Below are 22,296 nucleotides of genomic sequence, written 5' to 3' on the forward strand. Positions count from 1 at the left end.
TGGGCGGAAGCCCAAATTCCGCCCATGCTGCGCGCATGACACGAAAACTGACGCGCCGTCACCTGCTGGGTCTCGGCGCCCTCCAGACGGCCGCACTCCTCGGCCTGACCAGAATCACCCTCGACCCCGCCCGCGCCGCGCAGGCGCAGGCCCCCTCCTCCACCCCCGCCCTGGTCATCGGCTCCGGCTACGGAGCCGCCGTGGCCGCCCTCCGGCTCGGCCAGGCCGGTGTCAGGACGCTCGTCCTGGAGATGGGACGGCTCTGGGACACCCCCGCCCAGGACAACAAGATCTTCTGCTCCACCGCCGCCCCGGACCAACGCTCGATGTGGTTCCGCACCCGGACCGAGGCACCTCTGGCCACGTTCCTCTGGCTCGATGTCGTCAACAAGGACATCAGCCCCTACCCCGGCGTCCTGGACCGGGTGAACTACGGCGACATGTCCGTGTACGTGGGCCGCGGCGTCGGCGGCGGCTCGCTCGTCAACGGCGGTATGGCCGTCACCCCCCGCCGCGACTACTTCGCCGAGGTCCTGCCCCAGGTGGACGCCGCCGAGATGTACGCCACGTACTTCCCGCGCGCGGGCGCCATGCTCGGGGTCAACAGCATCGACCCGGCGTGGTTCGAGTCCACCGAGTGGTACAAGTTCGCCCGTACCTCCCGCAAGGCCGCCCAGAACGCCGGCCTCAAGACCGTCTTCGTACCCAACGTCTACGACTTCGGGTACATGCAGCGCGAGGCCGCCGGCACCGCCACCAGGTCCGCGCTCGCGGGCGAGGTCATCTACGGCAACAACCACGGCAAGCGCTCGGTGGACAAGACCTACCTCGCCGCGGCCCTGGGCACCGGCAACGTCACCATCGAGACCCTGCACCACGCTCGCGCCATCCGCAGACAGCCGGACGGCACGTACGTCGTCACCGCCGACCGCACCGACCTCACCGGCAGGGTCGTCGAGACCCGGGAGATCGGCTGCGGGCGGCTCTTCCTCGGCGCCGGCAGCCTCGGCACCACCGAACTGCTGCTGCGCGCCCGCGAGACCGGCGCCCTGCCCGCGCTCGACGCGGCCGTCGGCACCGCCTGGGGCACCAACGGCAACATCATGACCGCCCGCGCCAACCACATGTGGGACACGGTCGGCGCCAACGAGGCGACCATGCCCGCCCTGGGCATCGACGACTGGGACAACGCCGCGAACCCCGTCTTCGCCGAGATCGCCCCGCTGCCGATGGGCTTCGAGCACTGGGTGAGCCTGTATCTGGCGATCACCAAGAACCCGCAGCGCGGCACCTTCTCGTACGACCCGGCGACCGACTCGGCCAGGCTCAACTGGACGAAGGCGCAGAACCAGCCCTCGGTCGACGCCACCAAGCGGCTCTTCGACCGGATCAACCTCAGGAACGCGACGATCTACCGGTACGACCTGTTCGGCAACGGCACCCCGTTCGCCGACGACTTCTGCTACCACCCGCTCGGCGGCTGCCCGTTGGGCCGGGCGACCGACGGCTACGGCAGGGTGAAGGGGTATCCGGGCCTGTACGTCACCGATGGAGCCCTGATCCCCGGCTCCATCGGCGTCAACCCGTTCGTCACGATCACCGCGCTCGCCGAGCGCAACCTCGAGCGGATCGTGGCGCAGGACCTGGCGGCGTAGTGCTCGGCGGACCTCAGTGGGCGTAGATCGCCTCGATCTCGTCCGCGAAGTCCTTCGCCACGACGTTGCGCTTCAGCTTCAGCGACGGGGTGATGTGCCCCGCCTCCTCCGTGAACTGGGAGGTGAGAATGCGGAATTTCCGCACCGATTCCGCCTTGGAGACCGCGGCGTTGCCGTCGTCCACTGCCCGCTGCACCTCCGCGAGCAGCTCCACGTCCTGGCGCAGCGAGGCCGCCGAGGAGCCGGCCGGCTTGCCGTGGTCCGCGGCCCAGTGGGCCAGGAACTCCTCGTCGAGCGTGACCAGCGCGCCCACGAACGGCCGCCCGTCGCCGACCACCATGCACTCCGCGACCAGCGCGTGCGCGCGGATGCGGTCCTCGATCACCGCCGGGGCGACGTTCTTGCCGCCCGCCGTGACGATGATCTCCTTCTTGCGGCCGGTGATCGCGAGGTAGCCGTCCTCGTCGAGGGTGCCGATGTCGCCGGTGTGGAACCAGCCGTCGGCCAGCGCCTCGGCGGTCGCCGCCTCGTTGTTCCAGTACCCGGTGAACAGGTGCTCGCCGTGCAGCAGCACCTCGCCGTCGTCCGCGATGCGCACCACCGAGCCGGGCAGCGGCTGCCCGACCGTACCGATCTTCTGCCGGTCCCACGGGTTGAACGCGGTCGCGGCACAGGACTCGGTGAGGCCGTAGCCCTCCAGGACCGTGAAGCCGATGCCCCGGTAGAAGTGGCCCAGGCGCTCGCCCAGCGGGGCGCCGCCGGAGATCGCGTACTCGCCCTTGCCGCCGAGCACCGCGCGCAGCTTGCTGAAGACCAGCTTGTCGAAGACCCGGTGCTTGAGCTTGAGGCCGAGCGAGGGGCCCTGCGGGGTGCCGAGCGCACGGCTGTAGGCGATCGCGGTGTGCGCGGCCTTGTCGAAGACGCCGCCCTTGCCGTCCGCCTGCGCCTTGGCCCGCGCCGCGTTGTAGACCTTCTCGAAGACCCGCGGCACACCGAGGATCAGCGTCGGCCGGAAGGCGGCCAGCTCGTCGGTGAGGTTCTTGATGTCCGGTACGCAGCCGAGCTTGATCGGCGCCATCACCGACGCCACCTCGACCAGGCGCCCGAAGACGTGCGCGGCGGGCAGGAAGAGCAGGACCGAGCACTCGCCGGTGCGGAAGAGCGGCTTGAGGCGCTCGACCACGTTGCCGCACTCCGCGAAGAAGGCGCGGTGGGTCAGCACACAGCCCTTGGGGCGGCCGGTGGTGCCGGAGGTGTAGACGATCGTCGCCGGGTCGTCCGCGTGCGCCGAGGACATCCGCTGGTCGAGCAGCTCGTCCGAGATGTCCGCGCCGCTCGCGGTGAGCTGGGCCACCGCGTCCGCGTCCAGCTGCCACACGCTCTTGAGGGCGGGCAGCGCGGACTGCACGGAGGCGACGGAGTCCTGGTGCGCCTGGGACTCGACGACGCACAGGGTGGCGCCGGAGTCGCCGAGGATCCACTGGATCTGCTCGGGCGAGCTCGTCTCGTACACGGGGACGGTGACCGCGCCCGCGCTCCAGATGGCGAAGTCGAGCAGCACCCACTCGTAGCGGGTGCGGGAGAGCAGGGCCACCCGGTCGCCCGGCTCGACGCCCGCGGCGACGAGCCCCTTGGCCACGCCGCGGACCTCGGCGAGGAACTGGGTGGCGGAGACGTCGGTCCAGCGTCCCGCGACCTTGCGGCCCATGACCGCGACATCGGGATGCTGAGCGGCATTGCGGCGGATCAGATCCGTCAGGTTGCCGTCCGTGGGGACCTCGTACAGGGCCGGAAGGCTGAACTCGCGCAAGACTGCTGCTCCTCATCGGGCGCCGGTGCCACGGCTCTGTGACGCACCGGCTGCGGTCCAAGATCGGGCAGGTGCCCGGAGCAACTTGTTGGGGAACTGCTCCGAGCACGACTGGACTGCCCGGACGTTACCCACCGGTAGTGGGTTCCCGATAGGGGGTCCTGGCCAGATGTTCGCTGCGTCACATGGTTTTCGCGCCGCTTCGCGCACAGTAGTCCACTCCTTTCGCGACTCGGAAGTAACCGCAGGTCCGGCGGCCTAGGGTGGCCCCATGCGAGTACATGTGATCAGCGATGTGCACGGAAACGCCGAGGGCCTGGCGAAGGCCGGCGACGGCGCCGACGCCCTCGTCTGCCTGGGTGACCTCGTCCTTTTCCTCGACTACGCGGATCACTCGCGCGGGATCTTCCCCGACCTCTTCGGCGTCGAGAACGCGGACCGCATCGTCGCGCTGCGCACCGCCCGCCGCTTCGACGAGGCCCGTGAGCTGGGCCGCTCGCTGTGGGCCGGCCTCGACCGGGAGGCCGCCATCGAGTCCGCGGTCCGCCGTCAGTACGCCGAGATGTTCGCGGCCTTCCCCACCCCTACGTACGCGACCTACGGCAATGTCGACATACCGGCCCTCTGGCCGCAGTACGCGGGCCCCGGCACCACCGTCCTGGACGGCCGGCGGGTGGAGATCGGCGGCCGGGTCTTCGGCTTCGTGGGCGGCGGGCTGCGCACCCCGATGCGCACCCCCTACGAGATCTCCGACGAGGAGTACGCGGCGAAGGTCGAGGCGCTCGGCGAGGTCGACGTGCTCTGCTCGCACATCCCGCCGGAGATCCCCGAGCTGGTCTACGACACCGTGGCCCGCCGCTTCGAACGCGGCTCGCGCGCCCTGCTCGAAGCGATCCGGAAGACCAAGCCCCGGTACTCCCTCTTCGGCCATGTCCACCAGCCGCTCGCCCGCCGGGTCCGGGTCGGCCGCACCGAGTGCGTGAACGTCGGCCACTTCGCCGCCACCTCCAGGCCCTTCGCCCTCCAGTGGTGAGCCGGGCTCCGGCGAGCGGCCCCGGCCGCACGCGATAGCCTGCACGTCTACCGACCCCCACACACCGGCCCGCGCACTGGAGGAGCCACGACGATGGCGGAACACACCAGCTCGTCTATCACCATCGAGGCGGCACCGGCCGAGGTGATGGGGGTGATCGCCGACTTCGCCCGGTACCCGGAGTGGACCGGTGAGGTGAAGGAGGCCGAGGTGCTGTCCAAGGACGCCGAGGGCCGCGCCGAGCAGGTCCGCCTGGTGCTGGACGCGGGCGCCATCAAGGACGACCACACCCTCAAGTACACCTGGGACGGCGCCCACAAGGTGAGCTGGAGCCTGGTCAAGTCGCAGATGCTGCGCGCCCTCGACGGCTCGTACAGCCTCGCCGGCGCCCCCGGCGGCCACACCGAGGTCACCTACCAGCTGACCGTGGACGTCAAGATCCCCATGCTCGGCATGATCAAGCGCAAGGCCGAGAAGGTCATCATCGACCGCGCGCTCGCGGGTCTCAAGAAGCGCGTCGAGAGCGGCGCGGCCGGATCCGCCGGCGGGGCCGAGAAGGCCTGACGTGCGTACGGTCCTCGTCACCGGTCCCGGCGGCGCGGGCCGCACCACCGTCGCCGCCGCGACCGCGCTCGCGGCCGCCCGGCGCGGGGAGCGCGCCCTGCTCCTCACCGCCGACCGCGAGGACGCGACGGCCCGGCTGCTCGGCGGCGAGCGGCCGCCCGGCCTCGACGTCGTCCGGGTCGACTCCGGCGCCCACTTCCGCGACGAACTGCTCGCCCTCCAGGACCGGGCCGGGACCGTCCTCGACCTCCTGGGCGCCGGGCGCCTGGACGCCGAGGAGCTGACCGAGCTGCCCGGCGCCGAGCAGCTCGCCCTGCTCAGGGCCGTGCGCGAGACGGCGGGGGGCGGACACGACCTGGTCGTCGTCGATCTGCCGCCGGTCCACCAGAGCATCGCGGCCCTCGCCCTGCCCGGGCAGCTGCGCCGCTATCTGCGCCGGCTGCTGCCGCCCGAGCGGCAGGCCGCCCGCTCGCTGCGCCCGGTCCTCGCCCAGCTCGCCGGGGTCCCGATGCCCGCGCGTCGGCTGTACGAGACGGCCGCCCGCTGGGACGCGGAACTGGCCGCCGTCGAGGCCGTGGTGTCGGCGCCCTCCACGACCGTACGGCTGGTCGCCGAGCCGGGCGAGGCCGCCGTGGCCGCCCTGCGCACCGCCCGCCTCGGCCTCGCCCTGCACGAGCTGCCGCTGGACGCAGTGATCGCCAACCGGGTGCTGCCGACCGGCTCGTCGGACCGCTTCCTCTCCGCGCTCTCCGGGCACCAGCAGTGCGCGCTCAAGGAGCTGGCCGAGGAGTTCGACGGCGTACCGCTGCACGAGGTCCCGCACCTGGGCCGCGACCCGCGGGGCACCGAGGAGCTCGACGAGCTGATCGACGGGCCCACCGGCGAGAGCGGGCTGTGGGCGGAGGACGGCGAGGCCGTACCGCCCGGGCCGTGGCGCGTCGAGGACCGGCTGGCCGAGGACGGCGTCCTGGTGTGGCACCTGCCGCTGCCCGGCGCCCGCAAGGACCAGCTGGGCCTGGTGCGCCGGGGCGACGAACTCCTGCTCACCGTCGGCCCGTTCCGCCGGATCGCCACGCTGCCCTCCGCGCTGCGCCGCTGCACGGTCTCCGGCGCCGCGCTCACCGACGGGGCCCTGCGGATCCGGTTCACCCCCGACCCGGACCTGTGGCCCCGGACGCACTGAGACAGGCTCTCAACGCCGTACCCCCATTCGGGTAACGTCGGGAGAACAGACACCTTCTCCTCAGCAGCTGGAGTCCGCCATGAGCGAAGCCACCGAGCGCCCCGCACCCGACGCGGATGCCTGGGCCGACGCGTGTGCCGAGGACCTCGCCGCGGAGAAGGCGCGCCGCCGCGCCGCCCACGGGCCGCCGCCCGGCTCCGCCGCCGAGGAGCTGCGCAAGCTGGTCGACGCCGTCGCCGACAAGGTCGCCTCCCTCCAGTCCTCGCTGCCCGGGATGGCCGCGCAGAGCGCCGTCCAGCAGCTGATCGGGCAGGCCAAGGCGGTGGTCGAGCCGGTGATCGAGCGCAACCCGGACGTCTTCGACCACCTCGCCGCGGCCGGCGGCGAGCTGCTCGCCGCCTACCGCTCGGCGGTCGAGGGCGCCGAGCGCCGCTGGACCGAGGGCGCCTCCTCGGGCACCGGCGCGGGCGGCCCCTCGGGCCGGGCGCCCGGCGGCTCCTCCGGGGGGTCCTCGGGCGGACCCGCGAGCGGGTCGAAGAAGGACGACGGCGGGGCGGGTGCCGGGCCGAGCGAGCACATCGACCTGGACTGACTGACGGGTGCCCGCCCTCGGGTACGGTTGGCCTTAGCGGGGCTCGACCGAAAACTGAGGGACTTAATGGGACTCACCATCGGCGTCGACATCGGCGGCACCAAGATCGCGGCGGGAGTGGTCGACGAGGAGGGCCACATCCTCGAGACGCACACCGTGCCCACGCCGCCGACCGCTGACGCCATCGTGGACGCGATCTGCGCCGCGGTCGAAGGGGCCGGCAAGGGGTCGGAGATCGACGCCGTCGGCATCGGCGCGGCCGGATACGTCGACGACAAGCGCGCCACCGTGCTCTTCGCACCCAACATCCACTGGCGCCACGAGCCGCTCAAGGACAAGGTCGAGCAGCGGGTCGGGCTGCCCGTGGTCGTCGAGAACGACGCCAACGCGGCCGCCTGGGGTGAGTACCGGTTCGGCGCCGGGCAGGGCCACGAGGACGTCATCTGCATCACGCTCGGCACGGGCCTCGGCGGCGGCATCATCATCGGCAACAAGCTGCGCCGTGGACGCTTCGGGGTGGCCGCTGAGTTCGGCCATATCCGGGTGGTGCCCGACGGGCTGCTGTGCGGCTGCGGCAGCCAGGGCTGCTGGGAGCAGTACGCCTCGGGGCGCGCGCTCGTGCGGTACGCCCGCCAGCGCGCCAACGCGACCCCCGAGAACGCCGAGATCCTCCTCGGCCTCGGCGACGGCACCATCGAGGGCATCGAGGGCAAGCACATCAGCGCCGCCGCCCGCCAGGGCGACCTGGTCGCGGTGGACTCCTTCCGCGAGCTGGCCCGCTGGGCCGGCGCGGGCCTGGCCGACCTGGCCTCGCTCTTCGACCCCTCGGCGTTCATCGTCGGCGGCGGCGTCTCGGACGAGGGCGAGCTGGTCCTCGACCCGATCCGCAAGTCGTTCCGGCGCTGGCTGATCGGCGGCCAGTGGCGGCCGCACGCCCAGGTGCTCGCGGCCCAGCTCGGCAACAAGGCCGGTCTGGTCGGCGCGGCGGACCTGGCCCGCCAGGGCTGAGCGCCGCGTCCCGTACGGCAGTTGAGCGCCCGCCGCGTCCATGAGGGACGCGGCGGGCGCGGCTGTGTGCGGCTGTGTGTGGCGGGCGCGGCCATGTGTGGCAGGCGCTGCCCTATCTTGAGCCCCATGCCGCTCACGGATCTTCCCGCGTCCCGTACGGAGAACGGCTCGGCCGTGATCCGCGTCCTCAGCTACAACATCCGCTCGATGCGCGACGACACCGCGGCGCTGGCCCGGGTGATCCGCGCCTGCGACCCGGACCTGGTGCTGATCCAGGAGGCGCCGCGGTTCTTCCGCTGGCGCAAGGCCGCCGCCCGGCTCGCGGCGGCGAGCGACCTCGTGGTCCTGAGCGGCGGCGCCACGGCCGCCGGGCCGCTGCTGCTGTGCTCGCTGCGGGCGACGGTGGAGCGCACCGAGGACGTCCTGCTGCCGCTCACGCCCGGTCTGCACCGGCGCGGGTTCGCGTCCGCGGTGGTACGGGTCGGGGGCGCCCGGCTCGGCGTCCTCAGCTGCCACCTCAGCCTCCAGGCGGACGAGCGGGAGGCGCAGGCGGGGATGCTGCTGGATCACCTCGCGGCGCTGGACGTGCCCCACGCGGTCGCGGGCGGCGACCTCAACGACCGCCCCGACGGCCGGGCGTTCCGCCGGCTGGCGGGCGCGCTCCAGGACTGCTGGGCGGTGCGGCCGTGGGGCGGGGAGTACACGTCGACGCCGGTGGATCCCCATCAGCGGATCGACGCGGTGTTCGCCACGCGGGGGGTCGAGGTGCTGGGGTGCGGGGTCCCTGCGGGGCTGGTGGGGGTGTCGGGGGCGGATCTTGTGGCGGCGACGGACCATTTGCCGGTGCTGGCGGCCCTACGGGTCCCGACGGATCCCCCCACCCCACCCCTTCCCTGAACCCTCCGGGGGAGCGCGGCCGTCTGCGGACCGTGGCCGGCTGGTCGCGCAGTTCCCCGCGCCCCTGTTGCGCCCGGTGTTCGTCTGCGGGTCGGTGGCCGGTTGCTCGCGCAGTTCCCCGCGCCCCTAGGGGGTTGGCCGCAGCCGGAGAACCCAGCTCAGCCACAGATCTTTTAGGGGCGCGGGGAACTGCGCGAGAAGAGGCCACGACCCGCAGACGAAAACAGGCCCCCAGGGACGCGGGCAACCGCCCGAACGACCCGTACTACCCAGGGGCGCGGGGAACTGCGCGAGCAACCACCCACTCAGCCGCAGACGAAGACCGGGCTAGACCACCGCCCCCCGGCCCGGATCATCGTCGTCCTCGTCGTCCTGGCTCATCCGAGCCACCAACGTGCCGAAGCCGCCGATGAACCCGCCCACCCCCAGCGTCGTGAGCCACCACGTGAACTCCCACTGGAGCACCGCCGCCAGCAGCATCAGCAGGGGGCCGCCGATCACCGCCAGCCAGGCGAACTTCGCCGTGACGTCGGTCTCCGGCAGCGGCGGCGGCTCCGGCGGGACGAAGTGGCCCTCGTCCGCGTCGTCCAGGTCGTCGGACGGCTCCGCCGGCGTGAAGTCGCGCGGCCCGCCCACACCCGGCGCGAAGACCACCGAGCTGCCCAGCGGCTTGGGCTCGGGCGGCTCAGGGCTCGCCGGCGGCTCGGGGGCGACGTTGGGCTCGGTCTCCAGGAGCGCCAGGTCCTCCACCGACTTGAACGGCTTGGTGCCCGGCGGGTCGGACGGCTCCTCACCGTACCCCGCCACGATCGCCGCCCACGCAGCCTCCTCGTCGATCGGCTGCGGCTCGCGGTCCGCGTCGTGCTCAGCCACCGGTCGTGCTCCCCTTCTTCCCGACGCTAGGAGCGAGGCGGCCGATGAACGCGTAACTCTCCTCGAAGATCCGCTCCGCATCGTGGTCCAACGTCGCCACGTGGTAGCTCTGTTCCAGCAGGATCTCGGTGACGTCCGTGGACGAGACCCGGCTGAGGATCCGCGCCGAGTCGGCCGGCGGCACCACATGGTCCTGCGGGCTGTGCAGCAGCAGCATCGGCTGGGTGACCTGCGGAAGCTCGCGGTCGACCAGCCGGAAGAGGTTGCGCAGGGCATGCGCCGAGTGCAGCGGCACCCGGTCGTACCCCACCTCCGCCGAGCCCTCCTTGGCGATGTCGCTGGCGATGCCCTTGGTGGAGCGCACGAAGTGGCGCACCACCGGCAGCGCGTGCGCCGCCACGCCGTGCACCTTGTTCGCGGGGTTGACCACCACGATGCCGCTGACCGCGTCCCCGTGCTTCGCCGCCAGGCGCAGCGCGAGCGCGCCGCCCATGGAGAGCCCGAAGACGAAGACCTGGCTGCACCGGCTGCTCAGGTCGCGCAGCGCCCGGTCCACCTCCGCGTACCAGTCCTGCCAGCCGGTGAGCTGCATGTCCTGCCAGCGCGTGCCGTGTCCGGGCAGCAGCGGCAGCTCGACCGTGAGGCCGCGCTCGGCCAGGAAGTCGGCCCATGGGCGCAGCGACTGCGGGGAACCGGTGAAGCCGTGGCAGAGGAGGACACCGACCTCTCCGCCCTCGTGGCGGAACGGCTCGGCTCCAGGGAGGACGGGCACCGGGATCTCCTGTTCATGAGCAGGGGCGGGGGAGTCGTACTTCACGGTACGCGACCGGACTGACACCGACCAGAGCCGTCACCGGCCCGCGCGCGGGAGGGCGGGCCCCACACGGGTTAAGGTCTGTTCGACAGACAGAGGGAAGGCATCCGAGTTGATCTACGGCGCTATGAAGTTCTCCATCGGCGGGTCGCTGAAGCTTGCCTTCAGGCCCTGGGTGGAGGGCCTCGAAAACATTCCCGCCGAGGGGCCGGCGATCCTCGCGAGCAACCACCTCTCCTTCTCGGACTCGTTCTTCCTGCCGGCGGTCCTGGACCGCAAGGTGACGTTCATCGCCAAGGCGGAGTACTTCACCTCGCCGGGGGTGAAGGGCAAGCTCACCGCCGCCTTCTTCAAGGGCGTCGGCCAGCTGCCGGTGGACCGCTCGGGCGCGCGCGGCGCGGGCGAGGCGGCCATCAAGAGCGGCATCGAGGTGCTGGAGCGCGGTGAGCTCTTCGGGATCTACCCGGAGGGCACCCGCTCGCCCGACGGCCGCCTCTACCGGGGCAAGCCCGGCGGCCTCGCGCGCGTGGCGCTCGCCACCGGCGCGCCGGTGATCCCGGTCGCGATGATCGACACGGAGAAGATCCAGCCGCCCGGCAAGGTGATGCCCAAGCTGATGCGCCCCGGCATCCGCATCGGCAAGCCGCTCGACTTCAGCCGGTACCACGGCATGGAGGGCGACCGCTTCATCCTGCGCTCGGTGACCGACGAGGTCATGTACGAGATCATGAAGCTGTCCGGCCAGGAGTACGTGGACATCTACGCGACCGCGGCCAAGCGGCAGATCGCGGACGAGGCCAAGCGCAAGGCCGACGAGGAGAAGGCCGCGGAGAAGGCGGAGCGGGCTCGCGAGGCCGGGCAGGCCAAGCGGGCGGAACAGCCCGGCGACTAGTCGGGTCCGTTCGTTCTCAGGGGTGGGGAGCATGGCGAAGCGCGAGCGCGTCATCAGGATGTCCGTCGAGCTGCCGCTGTGGCGCGCGCTCACCGCGTACCGCGTACTGACGATGCTCTACGCGGTGCTCGTCTTCGTGTCGGAGTACCGCCACTTCGAGCGCGCCTGGGTGGGCGTCGCCTTCCTGTCGGTGCTCGCCGTGTGGACGCTGGCGACGCTGCCCCGGGTGGCGAACGCGGCGAGCTGCACCAAGCGGTTCCTGGGCGTCGACCTCACGATCGCCCTCACCGGCATCCTGCTCACCCCGCTGGCGGACGCCCAGGCGCAGACGGTGAACGGGCCGACCCTGCCGACCATATGGACGGCGGGCTCGGTGCTCGCCTTCGCCATCAAGGGCGGCTGGCGCTGGGCCGCCTTCGCCTCCTCGCTGGTCGCCGCCGCCAACCTGGTCGAGCGCGGCACGCCGACCCGGGACACGCTCCACAACGTGCTGCTCGTCTGGGTCGCCTCCATCGCCATCGGTTACGTGGTGGAGGTCGCCCGCGCGAGTGAGGCGACGCTCGCCCGCGCCCTGGAGATCGAGGCGGCGACCCGGGAGCGGGAGCGGCTGGCCCGGGACATCCACGACAGCGTGCTCCAGGTCCTGGCCATGGTGCAGCGGCGCGGCACCGCGCTCGGCGGCGAGGCGGCCGAGCTCGGCCGGATGGCCGGCGAGCAGGAGGTCGCCCTGCGGACCCTGGTCTCCAGCGGCCTGGTGCCCCCCACGCGCGCGTCCGAGGACCCGGCGCTCGGCGCACTGGTCCGGACGGTCGAGTACGACGACACCGACGACGGGCGCGGGGCGGCGGACGGGGCCGAGGTCGATCTGCGCACCCTGCTCGCCCCGCACGCCGGATCGCGGGTCTCGCTCGCGGAACCCGGCGCTCCGGTGCTGCTCGCGCCCCCGGCGGCCCGCGAGCTCGCGGCCGCTGTCAGTGCCGCGTTGGACAATGTCCGCAGACACGCGGGGGAGTCCGCCCAGGCCTGGATCCTGGTCGAGGACTGGGGGGACGAAGTGATCGTGACGGTCCGGGACGACGGTCCCGGCATCCCGGAGGGCCGGCTGGCGCAGGCCGAGGGGGAGGGGCGCCTGGGCGTCGCCCTCTCGATCCGCGGCCGGCTGCGGGACCTGGGCGGCACCGCCGAGCTGATCTCGGTGCCGGGCCAGGGGACGGAAGTAGAGCTGAAGGTACCGCGGGGGAAGGCGAAGGCATGAGTGAGCAGACGGTGAAGGTCATGGTGGTCGACGACCACCCGATGTGGCGCGACGCGGTGGCGCGCGACCTGGCGGCCGCCGGGTTCGACGTGGTGGCGACCGCCGGGGACGGCCCGCAGGCGGTCCGCCGCGCCCAGGCGGTCACGCCCGACGTGCTGGTCCTGGACCTCAATCTGCCCGGTATGCCGGGCGTCCAGGTCTGCAAGGAGCTGGTCGGCGCCAACCCGGCGCTGCGGGTCCTGGTCCTGTCCGCCTCCGGCGAGCACGCGGACGTCCTGGAGGCGGTGAAGTCCGGGGCCACCGGCTATCTGCTGAAGTCGGCGAGCACCGAGGAGCTCACCGACGCGGTGCGCCGCACGGCGGCCGGCGACCCGGTGTTCACCCCGGGCCTGGCCGGCCTGGTCCTGGGGGAGTACCGCAGGCTGGCCTCGGACCCCGCGCCCGCCGCCGCCGACGAGCCGAAGGCCCCGCAGCTCACCGAGCGCGAGACCGAGGTGCTGCGCCTGGTGGCCAAGGGCCTGTCGTACAAGCAGATCGCCGAGCGCCTGGTCATCTCGCACCGCACGGTCCAGAACCACGTCCAGAACACCCTGGGCAAGCTCCAGCTGCACAACCGCGTGGAGCTCGTGAGGTACGCGATAGAGCAGGGGCTCGACGAGGTGTGAGGTGCCCGCGTAAGGACGTGCTCCGCTCGTACGGGTGAATGACCACCCGTCAACAGCCCCTTGAATTCAAGGAATTGACCTTTCGCCCCATCCCGGGGTGACCTGCGTCACCCTTAGCGTGACCCATAGAGGCCCTCTCGGGGCCGCGATGTGTCCGTCACGGCGAAGGGACAATTCCATGCGGGTCGGAGTACTGACCGGAGGCGGTGACTGCCCCGGGCTCAACGCCGTCATCCGCGGCGTCGTCCGCAAGGGCGTGCAGGAGTACGGCTTTGACTTCACCGGGTTCAAGGACGGCTGGCGCGGCCCGCTGGATGGGGACACGGTCAAGCTGGACATCCCCGCCGTGCGCGGCATCCTGCCGCGCGGCGGCACCATCCTCGGCTCCTCGCGCACCAACCCGCTCAAGGCCGAGGACGGGGTGCGCCGCATCAAGGAGAACCTCGCCAAGCACGAGATCGACGCGATGATCGCGATCGGCGGCGAGGACACCCTGGGCGTGGCGGCCCGGCTCAGCGACGAGTACGGCGTGAAGTGCGTCGGCGTGCCGAAGACCATCGACAACGACCTCTCCGCCACGGACTACACCTTCGGCTTCGACACGGCGGTCGGCATCGCGACGGAGGCCATCGACCGCCTGCACACCACGGCCGAGTCCCATATGCGGGTCCTGGTCGTCGAGGTGATGGGCCGCCACGCGGGCTGGATCGCGCTGCACTCGGGCCTGGCGGGCGGCGCCAACGTCATCCTCATCCCCGAGCAGCGCTTCGACGTCGACCAGGTCTGCGGCTGGATCACCTCCCGCTTCAAGGCCTCGTACGCGCCGATCGTGGTGGTCGCCGAGGGCGCGATGCCCAAGGACGGCGACATGGTCCTCAAGGACCAGACGCTCGACTCCTTCGGGCATGTGCGGCTCTCGGGCGTGGGGGAGTGGCTGGCCAAGGAGATCGAGAAGCGTACGGGCAAGGAGGCCAGGACCACGGTCCTGGGCCATGTCCAGCGCGGCGGCACCCCCAGCGCCTTCGACCGCTGGCTCGCCACCCGGTTCGGCCTGCACGCGATCGAGGCGGTCCGGGACGGCGACTTCGGCAAGATGGTGGCGTTGCGCGGCACGGACATCGTCCGGGTCCCGATCGCGGAGGCCACGGCCCGGCTGAAGACGGTGGATCCGGCGCTGTACGCGGAGGTGGGAGTCTTCTTCGGCTGAGGAGCCGCGGCCCCGGGCAGGAGCAGGGGCAACGCAGGGCGAGCGAGCGGGCGGGACAGGGCTGGGGACCGTATATTCACCGTATTCCGGTGGTACTCAGCCCCTATCCACGCATTAGGTGAGCTCCATGGACATCCTGGCGTTCGGTGTGCAGGCCGAGGAGCGGCCTCTGATCGAGCGGGCCTTCGAGGGCAGGCACGACGTCCGGTGCCTGGACGTGTTCCTCACCGAGGACACCGTGCCCATCGCGGCCGGGTACGAGGCCATCTCGACCAGCGTCAACGCGGACCTCGGCCGTTCCGTGCTCCAGGCGCTGGCGGTGGGCGGCACCCGGCTGATCGCCCAGCGCTCGACGGGGTACAACAACATCGACCTCGATGTGGCGGAGCGGCTGGGGCTGACGGTGGCGCGGGTGTCGCACTACTCGCCGTACTCGGTGGCCGAGTTCGCCTGGACGCTGGCGATGGCGGTCAACCGCCGGATCGTCCGGGCCGCCAACCGCACCCGTGACTTCGACTTCCGCCTCGACGGGCTGATGGGCCGGGATCTGCGCGGGCGTACGGCGGGGGTGCTCGGCACCGGGAAGATCGGCGAGGCCTTCACCCGGATCGCCCATGGCTTCGGCATGAACCTGCTCGGCTGGGACGCGGAGCGCAACCCGGCGTGTGTGGAGCTCGGCATGACGTACGTCGAGAAGGACGAGCTGCTCGCCGGGGCGGACGTGGTGAGCCTGCACGTACCGCTGCTGCCGTCCACCCACCATCTGATCGACCGCGAGGCCCTGCGGCGGATGAAGGACGACGCGATCTTGGTGAACTCCAGCCGTGGCGGGCTTGTGGACACGCAGGCGCTGGTGGGGGAGTTGCGGGCGGGCCGGCTGGCCGGGGTGGGCCTCGATGTGTACGAGGCCGAGGCGGGCCTCTTCTTCCTGGACAAGTCCCTGGAAGTCGTGGACGACGACACCCTGGCGCGGCTGATGACGTTTCCGAACGTGGTGGTGACGTCGCATCAGGCGTACTACACGCGGGACGCGGTGGGGGAGATCGTGGCGGCGACGGTGCAGAACGTGGAGGCGTTCGCGGCGGGGCGCCGGACGGGGAACGTGCTGGTGCCGCGCGCGACCGCGTGACGGGCTTCGCCCTGCAACCCCCCTTTGTCGTCTGCGGACCGTGGGTGGCTGAGCGCGCAGTTCCCCGCGCCCCCAAATACCTAGGGGCGCGGGGAACTGCGCGAGAAGCGGCCACGACCCGCAGACGAAGCACCCACCCCCGGAGGGTTCAGGGAAGGGGTGGGGTGGGGGTCCTCACACCCGGGACGTCAGCCCGGCCAGCAGCCGTCCCACCACCTCCGGCCCCCGCCGCGTCAACACCGACTCCGGATGGAACTGCACCCCCGCGAACCCGGCCCCCCGCACCGCGTGCACCTCTCCCGTAGCCACCTCCCGACTGACCTCGACCCCCCGCGCCCCCAGCGCCGCCGCCTCCTCGTCCCCGCACCGCGCCGTAAAACTGTTGTAGAACCCCACCCGCTCCTCACGGCCGAACAGATCGATCCGCAGCTGCGCCCCCTGGTGCGGCACCCGCTTGCGGACCAGCGGCAGCCCCAGCTCCGCCGCGATCAGCTCGTGCCCCAGGCACACCCCCAGCAGCCCGTGCCGATGGGAGCGCAGGAGCTCCGCCGCCAGCGGGCGCAGCAGCCGCATCTTCGCGCAGGACGCGTCCGAGGGGTCCCCGGGGCCGGGCCCCAGGATCACCGGGCCCCGATGCCCCAGCACCCGCTCCCGCAGCCCCACCGCGTCGTACCGCAGCACCGACACCGCGAGCCCCGACGACCGCAGCAGATGCGCCAGCATCGCCGTGAAGGTGTCCTCGGCGTCCACCACCAGCGCCTCGCCCCCGGTCGGCGGGACCGCCTCCTGCATCCGCAGCCAGAACGGCGCCAGATCCGCCCGCCGCGCGTCCAGTGCCGCCCGCACCCGGGGGTCCTCGCCCAGGGCGGGGCCGGCGGGTGCGGCGGCCGGCCGGCCGCCCAGCGCCGCCAGCACCCCCGCCGCCTTGGCGTGCGTCTCCGCCACCTCGGCCGCCGGGTCCGAGTGCCGCACCAGCGTCGCCCCGACCGGCACCCGCACCCGCCCGTCCGGCGCGATGTCGGCCGTACGGATCAGGATGGGCGAGTCGAGCGTCTGGACGCCGTGCGCGTCCCGGCCGAGCAGGGCGAGGGCGCCCGCGTAGTAGCCGCGCCCGCCCACCTCGTACCGCTCGATCACCCGGCACGCGTTCTGCACCGGCGACCCCGTCACCGTCGCCGCGAACATCGTCTCGCGCAGCACCTCGCGCGCGTCCAGCGAGCTGCGCCCCCGCAACTCGTACTCGGTGTGCGCCAGATGGGCCATCTCCTTGAGCCGGGGCCCGACCACCACGCCGCCCCGGTCGCCCACCGTGCACATCATCTTCAGCTCCTCGTCGACGACCATGGAGAGCTCGTCGATCTCCTTCTCGTCGGAGAGGAAGGAGAGCAGACCGTCGGCCGTGGGGCCGCCCGCCGGATAGCGGTAGGTCCCGCTGATCGGGTTCATGACGACGGTCCCGCCCGACATCCGCACATGCACCTCCGGGCTCGCCCCGACCAGCGTGCGCCCACCCGTCGCCCGCCCCCGCCCTGCCGGGGAAGGCCCTCCCGGCCCTGTGCCGTTTCCGGTGTGCACGACGAACGTCCAGTACGCCCCGCGCTCGCCCGCCAGCAGCCGCCGGAACAGCGCCAGCGCGTCCGCCCGGCCGAAGCCCGGGATCTCGCCCGTGTAGGTGCGCCGGATCACGAAGTTCGCGCCCTCGCCCTGCCCGATCTCGTCCTCGATCACCCGCCGCACGATCCCGGCGTACTCCTCGTCCCCGACGTCGAAGCCCCCGCCCTCGACCGCCACCTCGTGCCGGGGCAGCGCCTCGAGGACCTCCGCCAGCGGCAGTTCGTAGGCCTCCTCGGCCTCCAGGACGGCCAGCGGGGTGCCGTCGTCGCGGACGTCGAAGCCGCGCTCACGGATCTGCCGGAACGGCACCAGGGCCAGCGAGGGCCGCTCCCCGCAGGGGATGTCGGCCAGCCGCTCCACCTCCCGTACGCCGCCGACCAGCAGCTCGACCACGTCATGGGCGCGGCCGGGGGTACGGCGGCGGATCAGCGCGAAGGGCGGGCAGTCGTCGTCGAGGAGTCTGCTGAGGTGTGCGTGCGTGGGCGTGGGCGTGGGCGTGGGCGTGTGCGCGGGGTGGGGCATGGCGGGTTCCTTCCGGTGGATACGGAGGAGGAACGGCCCCGGGAAACAGAGAAGGCCGCCCCTCGGGCGGCCTTTCGCGTGGTCTGGAGTACGCGCGATCAGTGGGCCGCCGGATGAGCGGTCCACCACCAGTTCTGGTTCGAGTGCGCGAACATGCCCGCACCCTAGCGGATCGCGCGCGGGAGACGCCAAGGGCCCGTCCACCCCTTGGATGGACGGGCCCCTGCCGAATCGACTCTGTGCCGAATCGATTCTGCTCAGACCAGCAGGTTGAACATCTGCCAGCCGCCGCCCACCTGGACGCGCGCGGCGAACGGCGCGCCGGTCGCGCTGCCGGTGCCCTTGTAGTACCAGAGCACGCCCGAGGAGTCGCGGGCCACCAGGTCGCCCTTGCCGTCGCCGTTCAGGTCGCTCGGGCCGAGCAGGGCGTTGTAGCCCTGCCAGCCGCCGCCGACCTGCACGCGCGGGGCGTACGGGGCGGTCGGCGTGCCGGTGCCCTTGTAGTACCAGAGGACACCCGAGCCGTCCCTGGCCACCAGGTCGGCCCGGCCGTCGCCGTTGAGGTCACCGGTGGAGACCATGGCGTTGTAGCCCTGCCAGCCGCCGCCTATCCGCACCCGCGCGGCGAACGGCGCCGCCGGGGTGCCGGTGCCCTGGTAGTACCAGAGCACGCCGGAGCCGTCGCGGGCGATCAGATCGGCCTTGCCGTCGCCGTTCAGGTCGCGCGCGCCGGTCAGGAAGTTGTACGTCTGCCAGCCGCCGCCGACCTTGAGACGGCCCTTGAACGGCACGTTCGGGTTGCCGCTGCCCTGGTAGTACCAGAGCGTGCCGGTGCCGTCCCGGGCCACCATGTCACCGGTGCCGTCCGCGCGCAGCGCGGTCATCGCGGAGACGGTGTTGTACCCCTGCCAGCCGCCGCCGACCTTGTACCGCCCGTAGAACGGCGCCGAGGCGCTGCCGGTGCCCTGGTACTGCCACAGCACGCCGGAGGAGTCCCGGCCGAGCAGGTTGTAGCGGGTGGTGCCGGGGTCGGGGGCGGTGCTGGTGGCGACGTCCACGTCGGAGGCCTTCACGAAGGCCAGACGGTGGTTGTAGCGGATCGGGTAGAAGGTCGTGGTGCCCTTGACCAGGGTGCCCTCGGTGGTGCCGCCGTAGTAGTAGTCGCCCGCGGCCGGCGCACCGGCGGGGACGTACACCTGCCCGGTGGGGAGCCCGTACTTGAACAGCGGGTCCGAGTTCTTGCCGTACACCGTGCTGTCCTGGACCGGCACACCGGTCCCGGCGTAGGCGCTGTCCTCGGGGTACGCGCGCCCGTACACCGGGATGGATGTCGAGCCGGACTTCGCCTTCAGGACCTGCTGCCCGGTCTTGCCGACGGGTGCGGTGTACGTGCCGCCTGGGTTGTAGAACCAGGCCTTCTGGCCGCCGTACCAGATGGCGGTCCAGTTGGTCTGCGCCTCGGCGACGACGTAACTGGTGCCTGCGACGACCTTGTTGGTCCAGTTGTCGCCGCGTGCCGCGGGCTGCGCGCTCACGTACGGGTCGCCCACGGACTGGCCGGAGGCCGACGGAGTCTGGTAGAGGAAGCCGAAGTTCGCGGGCCGCGTGCTCTTCTGAGGGTTATTGGGGTCGCCGTACTCGACCGTCGGCTGGTTCGCCGTGGTGAACGGCGGCACGATCCGGACCACCTGGCCGGCCTTCAGCGGGCCGCCCGCTCCCTGGTCACCTGTGGGCGCGCCGAGCAGGGACATGTAGTGGTTCCAGTCCCAGTACGGACCCGGGTCCCAGTGCTGCCCGGAGACCAGCTTGTCCACCGGGCCGGGAACGTCGTCGTGGCCGACGATGTGCTCGCGGTCCAGCGGGATGTTGAACCTGTTCGCCAGGTACTTGACCAGCTGCGCGGAGCTCTCGTACTGCTGCTCGGAGTACCAGCTGCCTTCCTTGATGGCGTAGCCGACGTGCTCGACGCCGATTCCGTGCATGTTGAACGACTTGTTACCCGCGTGGTAGGCCTCGTCCTTGGTCGCCACCATCTGGGTGACCAGGCTGCCATCAGCCTTGATCAAGTAGTGCGTGCTGACCGACTTCGCGGGGTCCTGGAAGGTCTGGACCGAACCTTCGTAGCTGCCCTCGGTGTCGTGCACGATGATCTGGCGGATGCCGAACGTGTCCGGGCGGCTGGCAACGTTGTAGTTGGCCGTGCTGGCGGGTACGAAGTCACAGTTCAGCCCCGCCGGACACTCCGGCGTCTGCGCCGTCGTCGCGTTGAACGCCGCCAGTGACAGCGTCTCCGGCCGGACCGGCTTCACGGACGGGTCCGCCGGGAGGGCGAGCTGCTGGCCGTCCGCGGTGACGCGGGCCTCGCCGGTGCGGATCGACTCGTACACCCGCTTGGCGAAGAGCGAGGCGCCCTTGGTGTCGGGGGCCTGGCTGTAGCGGGCGACGGCCGCGTACCACTTGCCCGCGTCCTCGGGCAGCGAGCCCGTCGCGTCCTTCTGGTACTTCGCGAGCAGCGCCGCACCCGCGCGGACGGACTGGTTCTCGTCCTCGCGGACCGCGTCCACCGGCTTGTCGATCAGCTCGGCGGCCTCGTCCAGCGTGTGCAGCCGGGGGTCGCTCGTGTCGACGGCCTTGGGCGCGTTCTTCAGGGCGCGCTTGGCGTCGAAGTGCTTCATGACGGCCGGGTCGCCGCTCATGTTGAGGTGCGACAGCCGCTCCGCGTCCGTCGGCTGCTCGACGTCGTCCGCCGTCACCCGGGTCAGGCCCATGACGTTGTACGCACCGGTGGTCGACGGCTGCCCGTCGTGGGTCTCCCACAGCGTCTGCCGGTAAGAGACCGCCATGAGCACGCTCTGCGGGACGTGGAACTCACGCGCCGCGTCGGCGAACCGGGCCTGGAGCGCGCTGCCCGGGCCGGTCGGCTTGGTGTGCGCGGTGGCGGGGCCGGGCGCGGCCACCGCCAGACCGGTGATCGCCGCGCCTGCGACGACCGCCGTGCTCACTCCGTAAGCGATCAGCTTCTTCTTGCGGTCTCTGCGGTGTCTCCGCCTCAACGCCCACCCCTGCATCGCTCTGTTGATTTCTGAAGCAGTCCGAAACGGGCCGAGGCTAACAGGCGGGTGGGCGGGTCCGGTCACCGGGCCGCCGTCGCGCGTGTCTCAACAGATGGGCGCGCGTATGGACGGCTTGGCCGACCCCGTAAGGTGGTGGGGGTGACCGTGAACGTAAACACCTGGCGTGACCTTCCCGCGGCGCAGCAGCCCGAGTACCCCGATGCCGAGGCTCTGCGCGATGTGATCGCGGACCTCGAGTCGTATCCGCCGCTCGTCTTCGCGGGCGAGTGCGACCAGCTGCGCGCCCGGATGGGGGCCGTCGCCAAGGGCGAGGCGTTCCTGCTCCAGGGCGGTGACTGCGCCGAGGCGTTCGACGCGGTGTCGGCCGACCACATCCGGGCCAAGCTCAAGACCCTGCTCCAGATGAGCGCCGTGCTCACGTACGCGGCGTCCGTGCCCGTCGTGAAGGTCGGCCGGATCGCCGGGCAGTACTCGAAGCCGCGCTCCAAGGGCACCGAGACCCGCGACGGCGTGACCCTGCCCACCTACCGCGGCGACTCCGTCAACGGCTTCGACTTCACCGAGGCCGCCCGCGTCCCGGACCCCGAGCGCCTGAAGCGGATGTACAACGCGTCCGCCTCCACGCTCAACCTGGTCCGCGCCTTCACCACCGGCGGCTACGCCGATCTGCGCCAGGTGCACGCCTGGAACCAGGACTTCGTCAAGCAGTCCCCGTCCGGCCAGCGCTACGAGCAGCTGGCCCGCGAGATCGACAACGCGCTGAACTTCATGAAGGCGTGCGGCACCGACCCGGCCGAGTTCAAGGCCGTCGAGTTCTACGCCTCGCACGAGGCGCTGCTGCTCGACTACGAGTCGGCGCTGACCCGCACCGACTCGCGCACCGGCAAGCTCTACGACACCTCCGGCCACATGGTCTGGGTCGGCGAGCGCACCCGCCAGCTCGACCACGCGCACATCGAGTTCGCCTCCCGGATCAGCAACCCGATCGGGATCAAGCTCGGCCCCACGACCTCCGTCGACGAGGCGCTCACCTACGTGGACCGGCTCGACCCGGACCGCGAGCCCGGCCGGCTGACCTTCATCGTCCGGATGGGCGCCGACAAGGTCCGCGACAAGCTGCCCGAGCTGGTCGAGAAGGTCACCGCGTCCGGCGCGGTCGTCGCCTGGGTCACCGACCCGATGCACGGCAACACCTTCGAGGCGGCCTCCGGCCACAAGACCCGCCGCTTCGACGACGTGCTCGACGAGGTCAAGGGCTTCTTCGAGGTCCACAAGGGCCTGGGCACCCACCCGGGCGGCATCCACGTCGAGCTCACCGGTGACGACGTCACCGAGTGCGTGGGCGGCGGCGACGAGATCTTCGTCGACGACCTGCACCAGCGCTACGAGACGGCCTGCGACCCGCGCCTGAACCGCAGCCAGTCGCTGGACCTGGCCTTCCTGGTCGCGGAGATGTACCGCGACCAGTGAGCGGTGATCAGTAGGTAGCTTCGTACGAGCTGTGGGGCG

The 22,296-nt window shown here is 71.8% G+C and carries 19 protein-coding genes; 13 read left to right on the top strand and 6 right to left on the bottom strand.

Annotated elements, in window-relative coordinates; genetic code table 11:
- The first annotated feature begins 35 nt into the window (after nucleotides 1-35).
- The gene (locus ABD236_RS21835) at nucleotides 36-1,655 is read left to right on the top strand and encodes a GMC oxidoreductase (protein ID WP_344075740.1); all 1,620 of its coding nucleotides are present in this window, start codon (nucleotides 36-38) and stop codon (nucleotides 1,653-1,655) included.
- 13 nt (nucleotides 1,656-1,668) lie between these two features.
- Here ABD236_RS21835 and ABD236_RS21840 read toward each other — a convergent pair whose 3' ends face one another.
- Nucleotides 1,669-3,465, bottom strand: a complete 1,797-nt coding sequence (locus ABD236_RS21840; protein ID WP_344075742.1) for an AMP-dependent synthetase/ligase — start codon at nucleotides 3,463-3,465, stop codon at nucleotides 1,669-1,671.
- A gap of 271 nt (nucleotides 3,466-3,736) precedes the next feature.
- On the opposite strand from ABD236_RS21840, the gene ABD236_RS21845 reads away from it, so the two are divergent.
- From ABD236_RS21845 to ABD236_RS21870, 6 genes are all read left to right on the top strand, one after another.
- Nucleotides 3,737-4,498: a metallophosphoesterase family protein gene (locus tag ABD236_RS21845; RefSeq protein WP_344075744.1), complete on the top strand. Its 762-nt coding sequence runs from the start codon at nucleotides 3,737-3,739 to the stop codon at nucleotides 4,496-4,498.
- A 93-nt stretch (nucleotides 4,499-4,591) separates the two neighbouring features.
- The gene (locus ABD236_RS21850; protein WP_344075746.1) at nucleotides 4,592-5,062 is read left to right on the top strand and encodes an SRPBCC family protein; all 471 of its coding nucleotides are present in this window, start codon (nucleotides 4,592-4,594) and stop codon (nucleotides 5,060-5,062) included.
- A 1-nt stretch (nucleotide 5,063) separates the two neighbouring features.
- Nucleotides 5,064-6,245, top strand: a complete 1,182-nt coding sequence (locus ABD236_RS21855) for an ArsA family ATPase (protein WP_344075748.1) — start codon at nucleotides 5,064-5,066, stop codon at nucleotides 6,243-6,245.
- Between the two features lie 79 nt (nucleotides 6,246-6,324).
- Entirely contained in the window at nucleotides 6,325-6,837 is a 513-nt protein-coding gene (locus tag ABD236_RS21860) for a DUF5304 family protein (protein WP_344075750.1), read from the top strand.
- 66 nt (nucleotides 6,838-6,903) lie between these two features.
- Complete coding sequence (locus ABD236_RS21865) at nucleotides 6,904-7,845, top strand: ROK family glucokinase (RefSeq protein WP_344075752.1); 942 nt, start codon at nucleotides 6,904-6,906, stop codon at nucleotides 7,843-7,845.
- Between the two features lie 126 nt (nucleotides 7,846-7,971).
- Complete coding sequence (locus tag ABD236_RS21870) at nucleotides 7,972-8,742, top strand: endonuclease/exonuclease/phosphatase family protein (protein WP_344075754.1); 771 nt, start codon at nucleotides 7,972-7,974, stop codon at nucleotides 8,740-8,742.
- A gap of 327 nt (nucleotides 8,743-9,069) precedes the next feature.
- Here the strand turns inward: ABD236_RS21870 and ABD236_RS21875 are convergent, their stop codons facing one another.
- Nucleotides 9,070-9,696, bottom strand: coding sequence for a hypothetical protein (locus tag ABD236_RS21875; protein WP_425543924.1), 627 nt, complete (start codon nucleotides 9,694-9,696; stop codon nucleotides 9,070-9,072).
- Complete coding sequence (locus ABD236_RS21880) at nucleotides 9,608-10,387, bottom strand: alpha/beta hydrolase (protein WP_344075758.1); 780 nt, start codon at nucleotides 10,385-10,387, stop codon at nucleotides 9,608-9,610. The genes ABD236_RS21875 and ABD236_RS21880 overlap by 89 nt, the downstream gene beginning before the upstream one ends.
- Nucleotides 10,388-10,541: 154 nt before the next feature.
- Between ABD236_RS21880 and ABD236_RS21885 the strand changes: the two genes are divergently transcribed.
- From ABD236_RS21885 to ABD236_RS21905, 5 genes are all read left to right on the top strand, one after another.
- The gene (locus ABD236_RS21885) at nucleotides 10,542-11,321 is read left to right on the top strand and encodes a lysophospholipid acyltransferase family protein (protein WP_344075760.1); all 780 of its coding nucleotides are present in this window, start codon (nucleotides 10,542-10,544) and stop codon (nucleotides 11,319-11,321) included.
- 31 nt (nucleotides 11,322-11,352) lie between these two features.
- On the top strand, nucleotides 11,353-12,576 hold the full coding sequence (gene macS / locus ABD236_RS21890; protein ID WP_344075762.1) for a MacS family sensor histidine kinase: 1,224 nt from the start codon (nucleotides 11,353-11,355) through the stop codon (nucleotides 12,574-12,576).
- A complete protein-coding gene (locus ABD236_RS21895; RefSeq protein WP_344075764.1) occupies nucleotides 12,573-13,241 on the top strand; it encodes a response regulator in 669 nt (222 codons plus the stop codon). Before macS ends, ABD236_RS21895 begins: the two co-directional genes overlap by 4 nt.
- Before the next feature lie 178 nt (nucleotides 13,242-13,419).
- Nucleotides 13,420-14,448, top strand: coding sequence for a 6-phosphofructokinase (locus tag ABD236_RS21900; protein ID WP_344075766.1), 1,029 nt, complete (start codon nucleotides 13,420-13,422; stop codon nucleotides 14,446-14,448).
- Nucleotides 14,449-14,575: 127 nt separating this feature from the next.
- Entirely contained in the window at nucleotides 14,576-15,577 is a 1,002-nt protein-coding gene (locus tag ABD236_RS21905; protein WP_344075767.1) for a 2-hydroxyacid dehydrogenase, read from the top strand.
- A gap of 174 nt (nucleotides 15,578-15,751) precedes the next feature.
- On the opposite strand, the gene ABD236_RS21910 is transcribed toward ABD236_RS21905, so the two are convergent.
- The 3 genes from ABD236_RS21910 to ABD236_RS21915 all read right to left on the bottom strand — a co-directional run bounded on the left by ABD236_RS21910 (nucleotide 15,752) and on the right by ABD236_RS21915 (nucleotide 20,766).
- Complete coding sequence (locus tag ABD236_RS21910) at nucleotides 15,752-17,713, bottom strand: anthranilate synthase family protein (RefSeq protein WP_344075769.1); 1,962 nt, start codon at nucleotides 17,711-17,713, stop codon at nucleotides 15,752-15,754.
- Nucleotides 17,714-17,811: 98 nt separating this feature from the next.
- Nucleotides 17,812-17,868: a trp operon leader peptide gene (locus ABD236_RS35040; RefSeq protein ID WP_101392327.1), complete on the bottom strand. Its 57-nt coding sequence runs from the start codon at nucleotides 17,866-17,868 to the stop codon at nucleotides 17,812-17,814.
- A gap of 102 nt (nucleotides 17,869-17,970) precedes the next feature.
- Nucleotides 17,971-20,766 carry an N-acetylmuramoyl-L-alanine amidase gene (locus ABD236_RS21915; protein ID WP_344075771.1) on the bottom strand — a complete coding sequence of 932 codons (2,796 nt, stop codon included), beginning with the start codon at nucleotides 20,764-20,766 and terminating at the stop codon, nucleotides 17,971-17,973.
- 150 nt (nucleotides 20,767-20,916) lie between these two features.
- Here ABD236_RS21915 and ABD236_RS21920 point away from each other — a divergent pair, with 150 nt between their 5' ends.
- Complete coding sequence (locus ABD236_RS21920; protein WP_425543925.1) at nucleotides 20,917-22,257, top strand: class II 3-deoxy-7-phosphoheptulonate synthase; 1,341 nt, start codon at nucleotides 20,917-20,919, stop codon at nucleotides 22,255-22,257.
- Nucleotides 22,258-22,296: the final 39 nt, after the last annotated feature.

Origin of the sequence: Streptomyces crystallinus, from assembly GCF_039521265.1 — a bacterium.
Taxonomy (GTDB): domain Bacteria; phylum Actinomycetota; class Actinomycetes; order Streptomycetales; family Streptomycetaceae; genus Streptomyces; species Streptomyces crystallinus.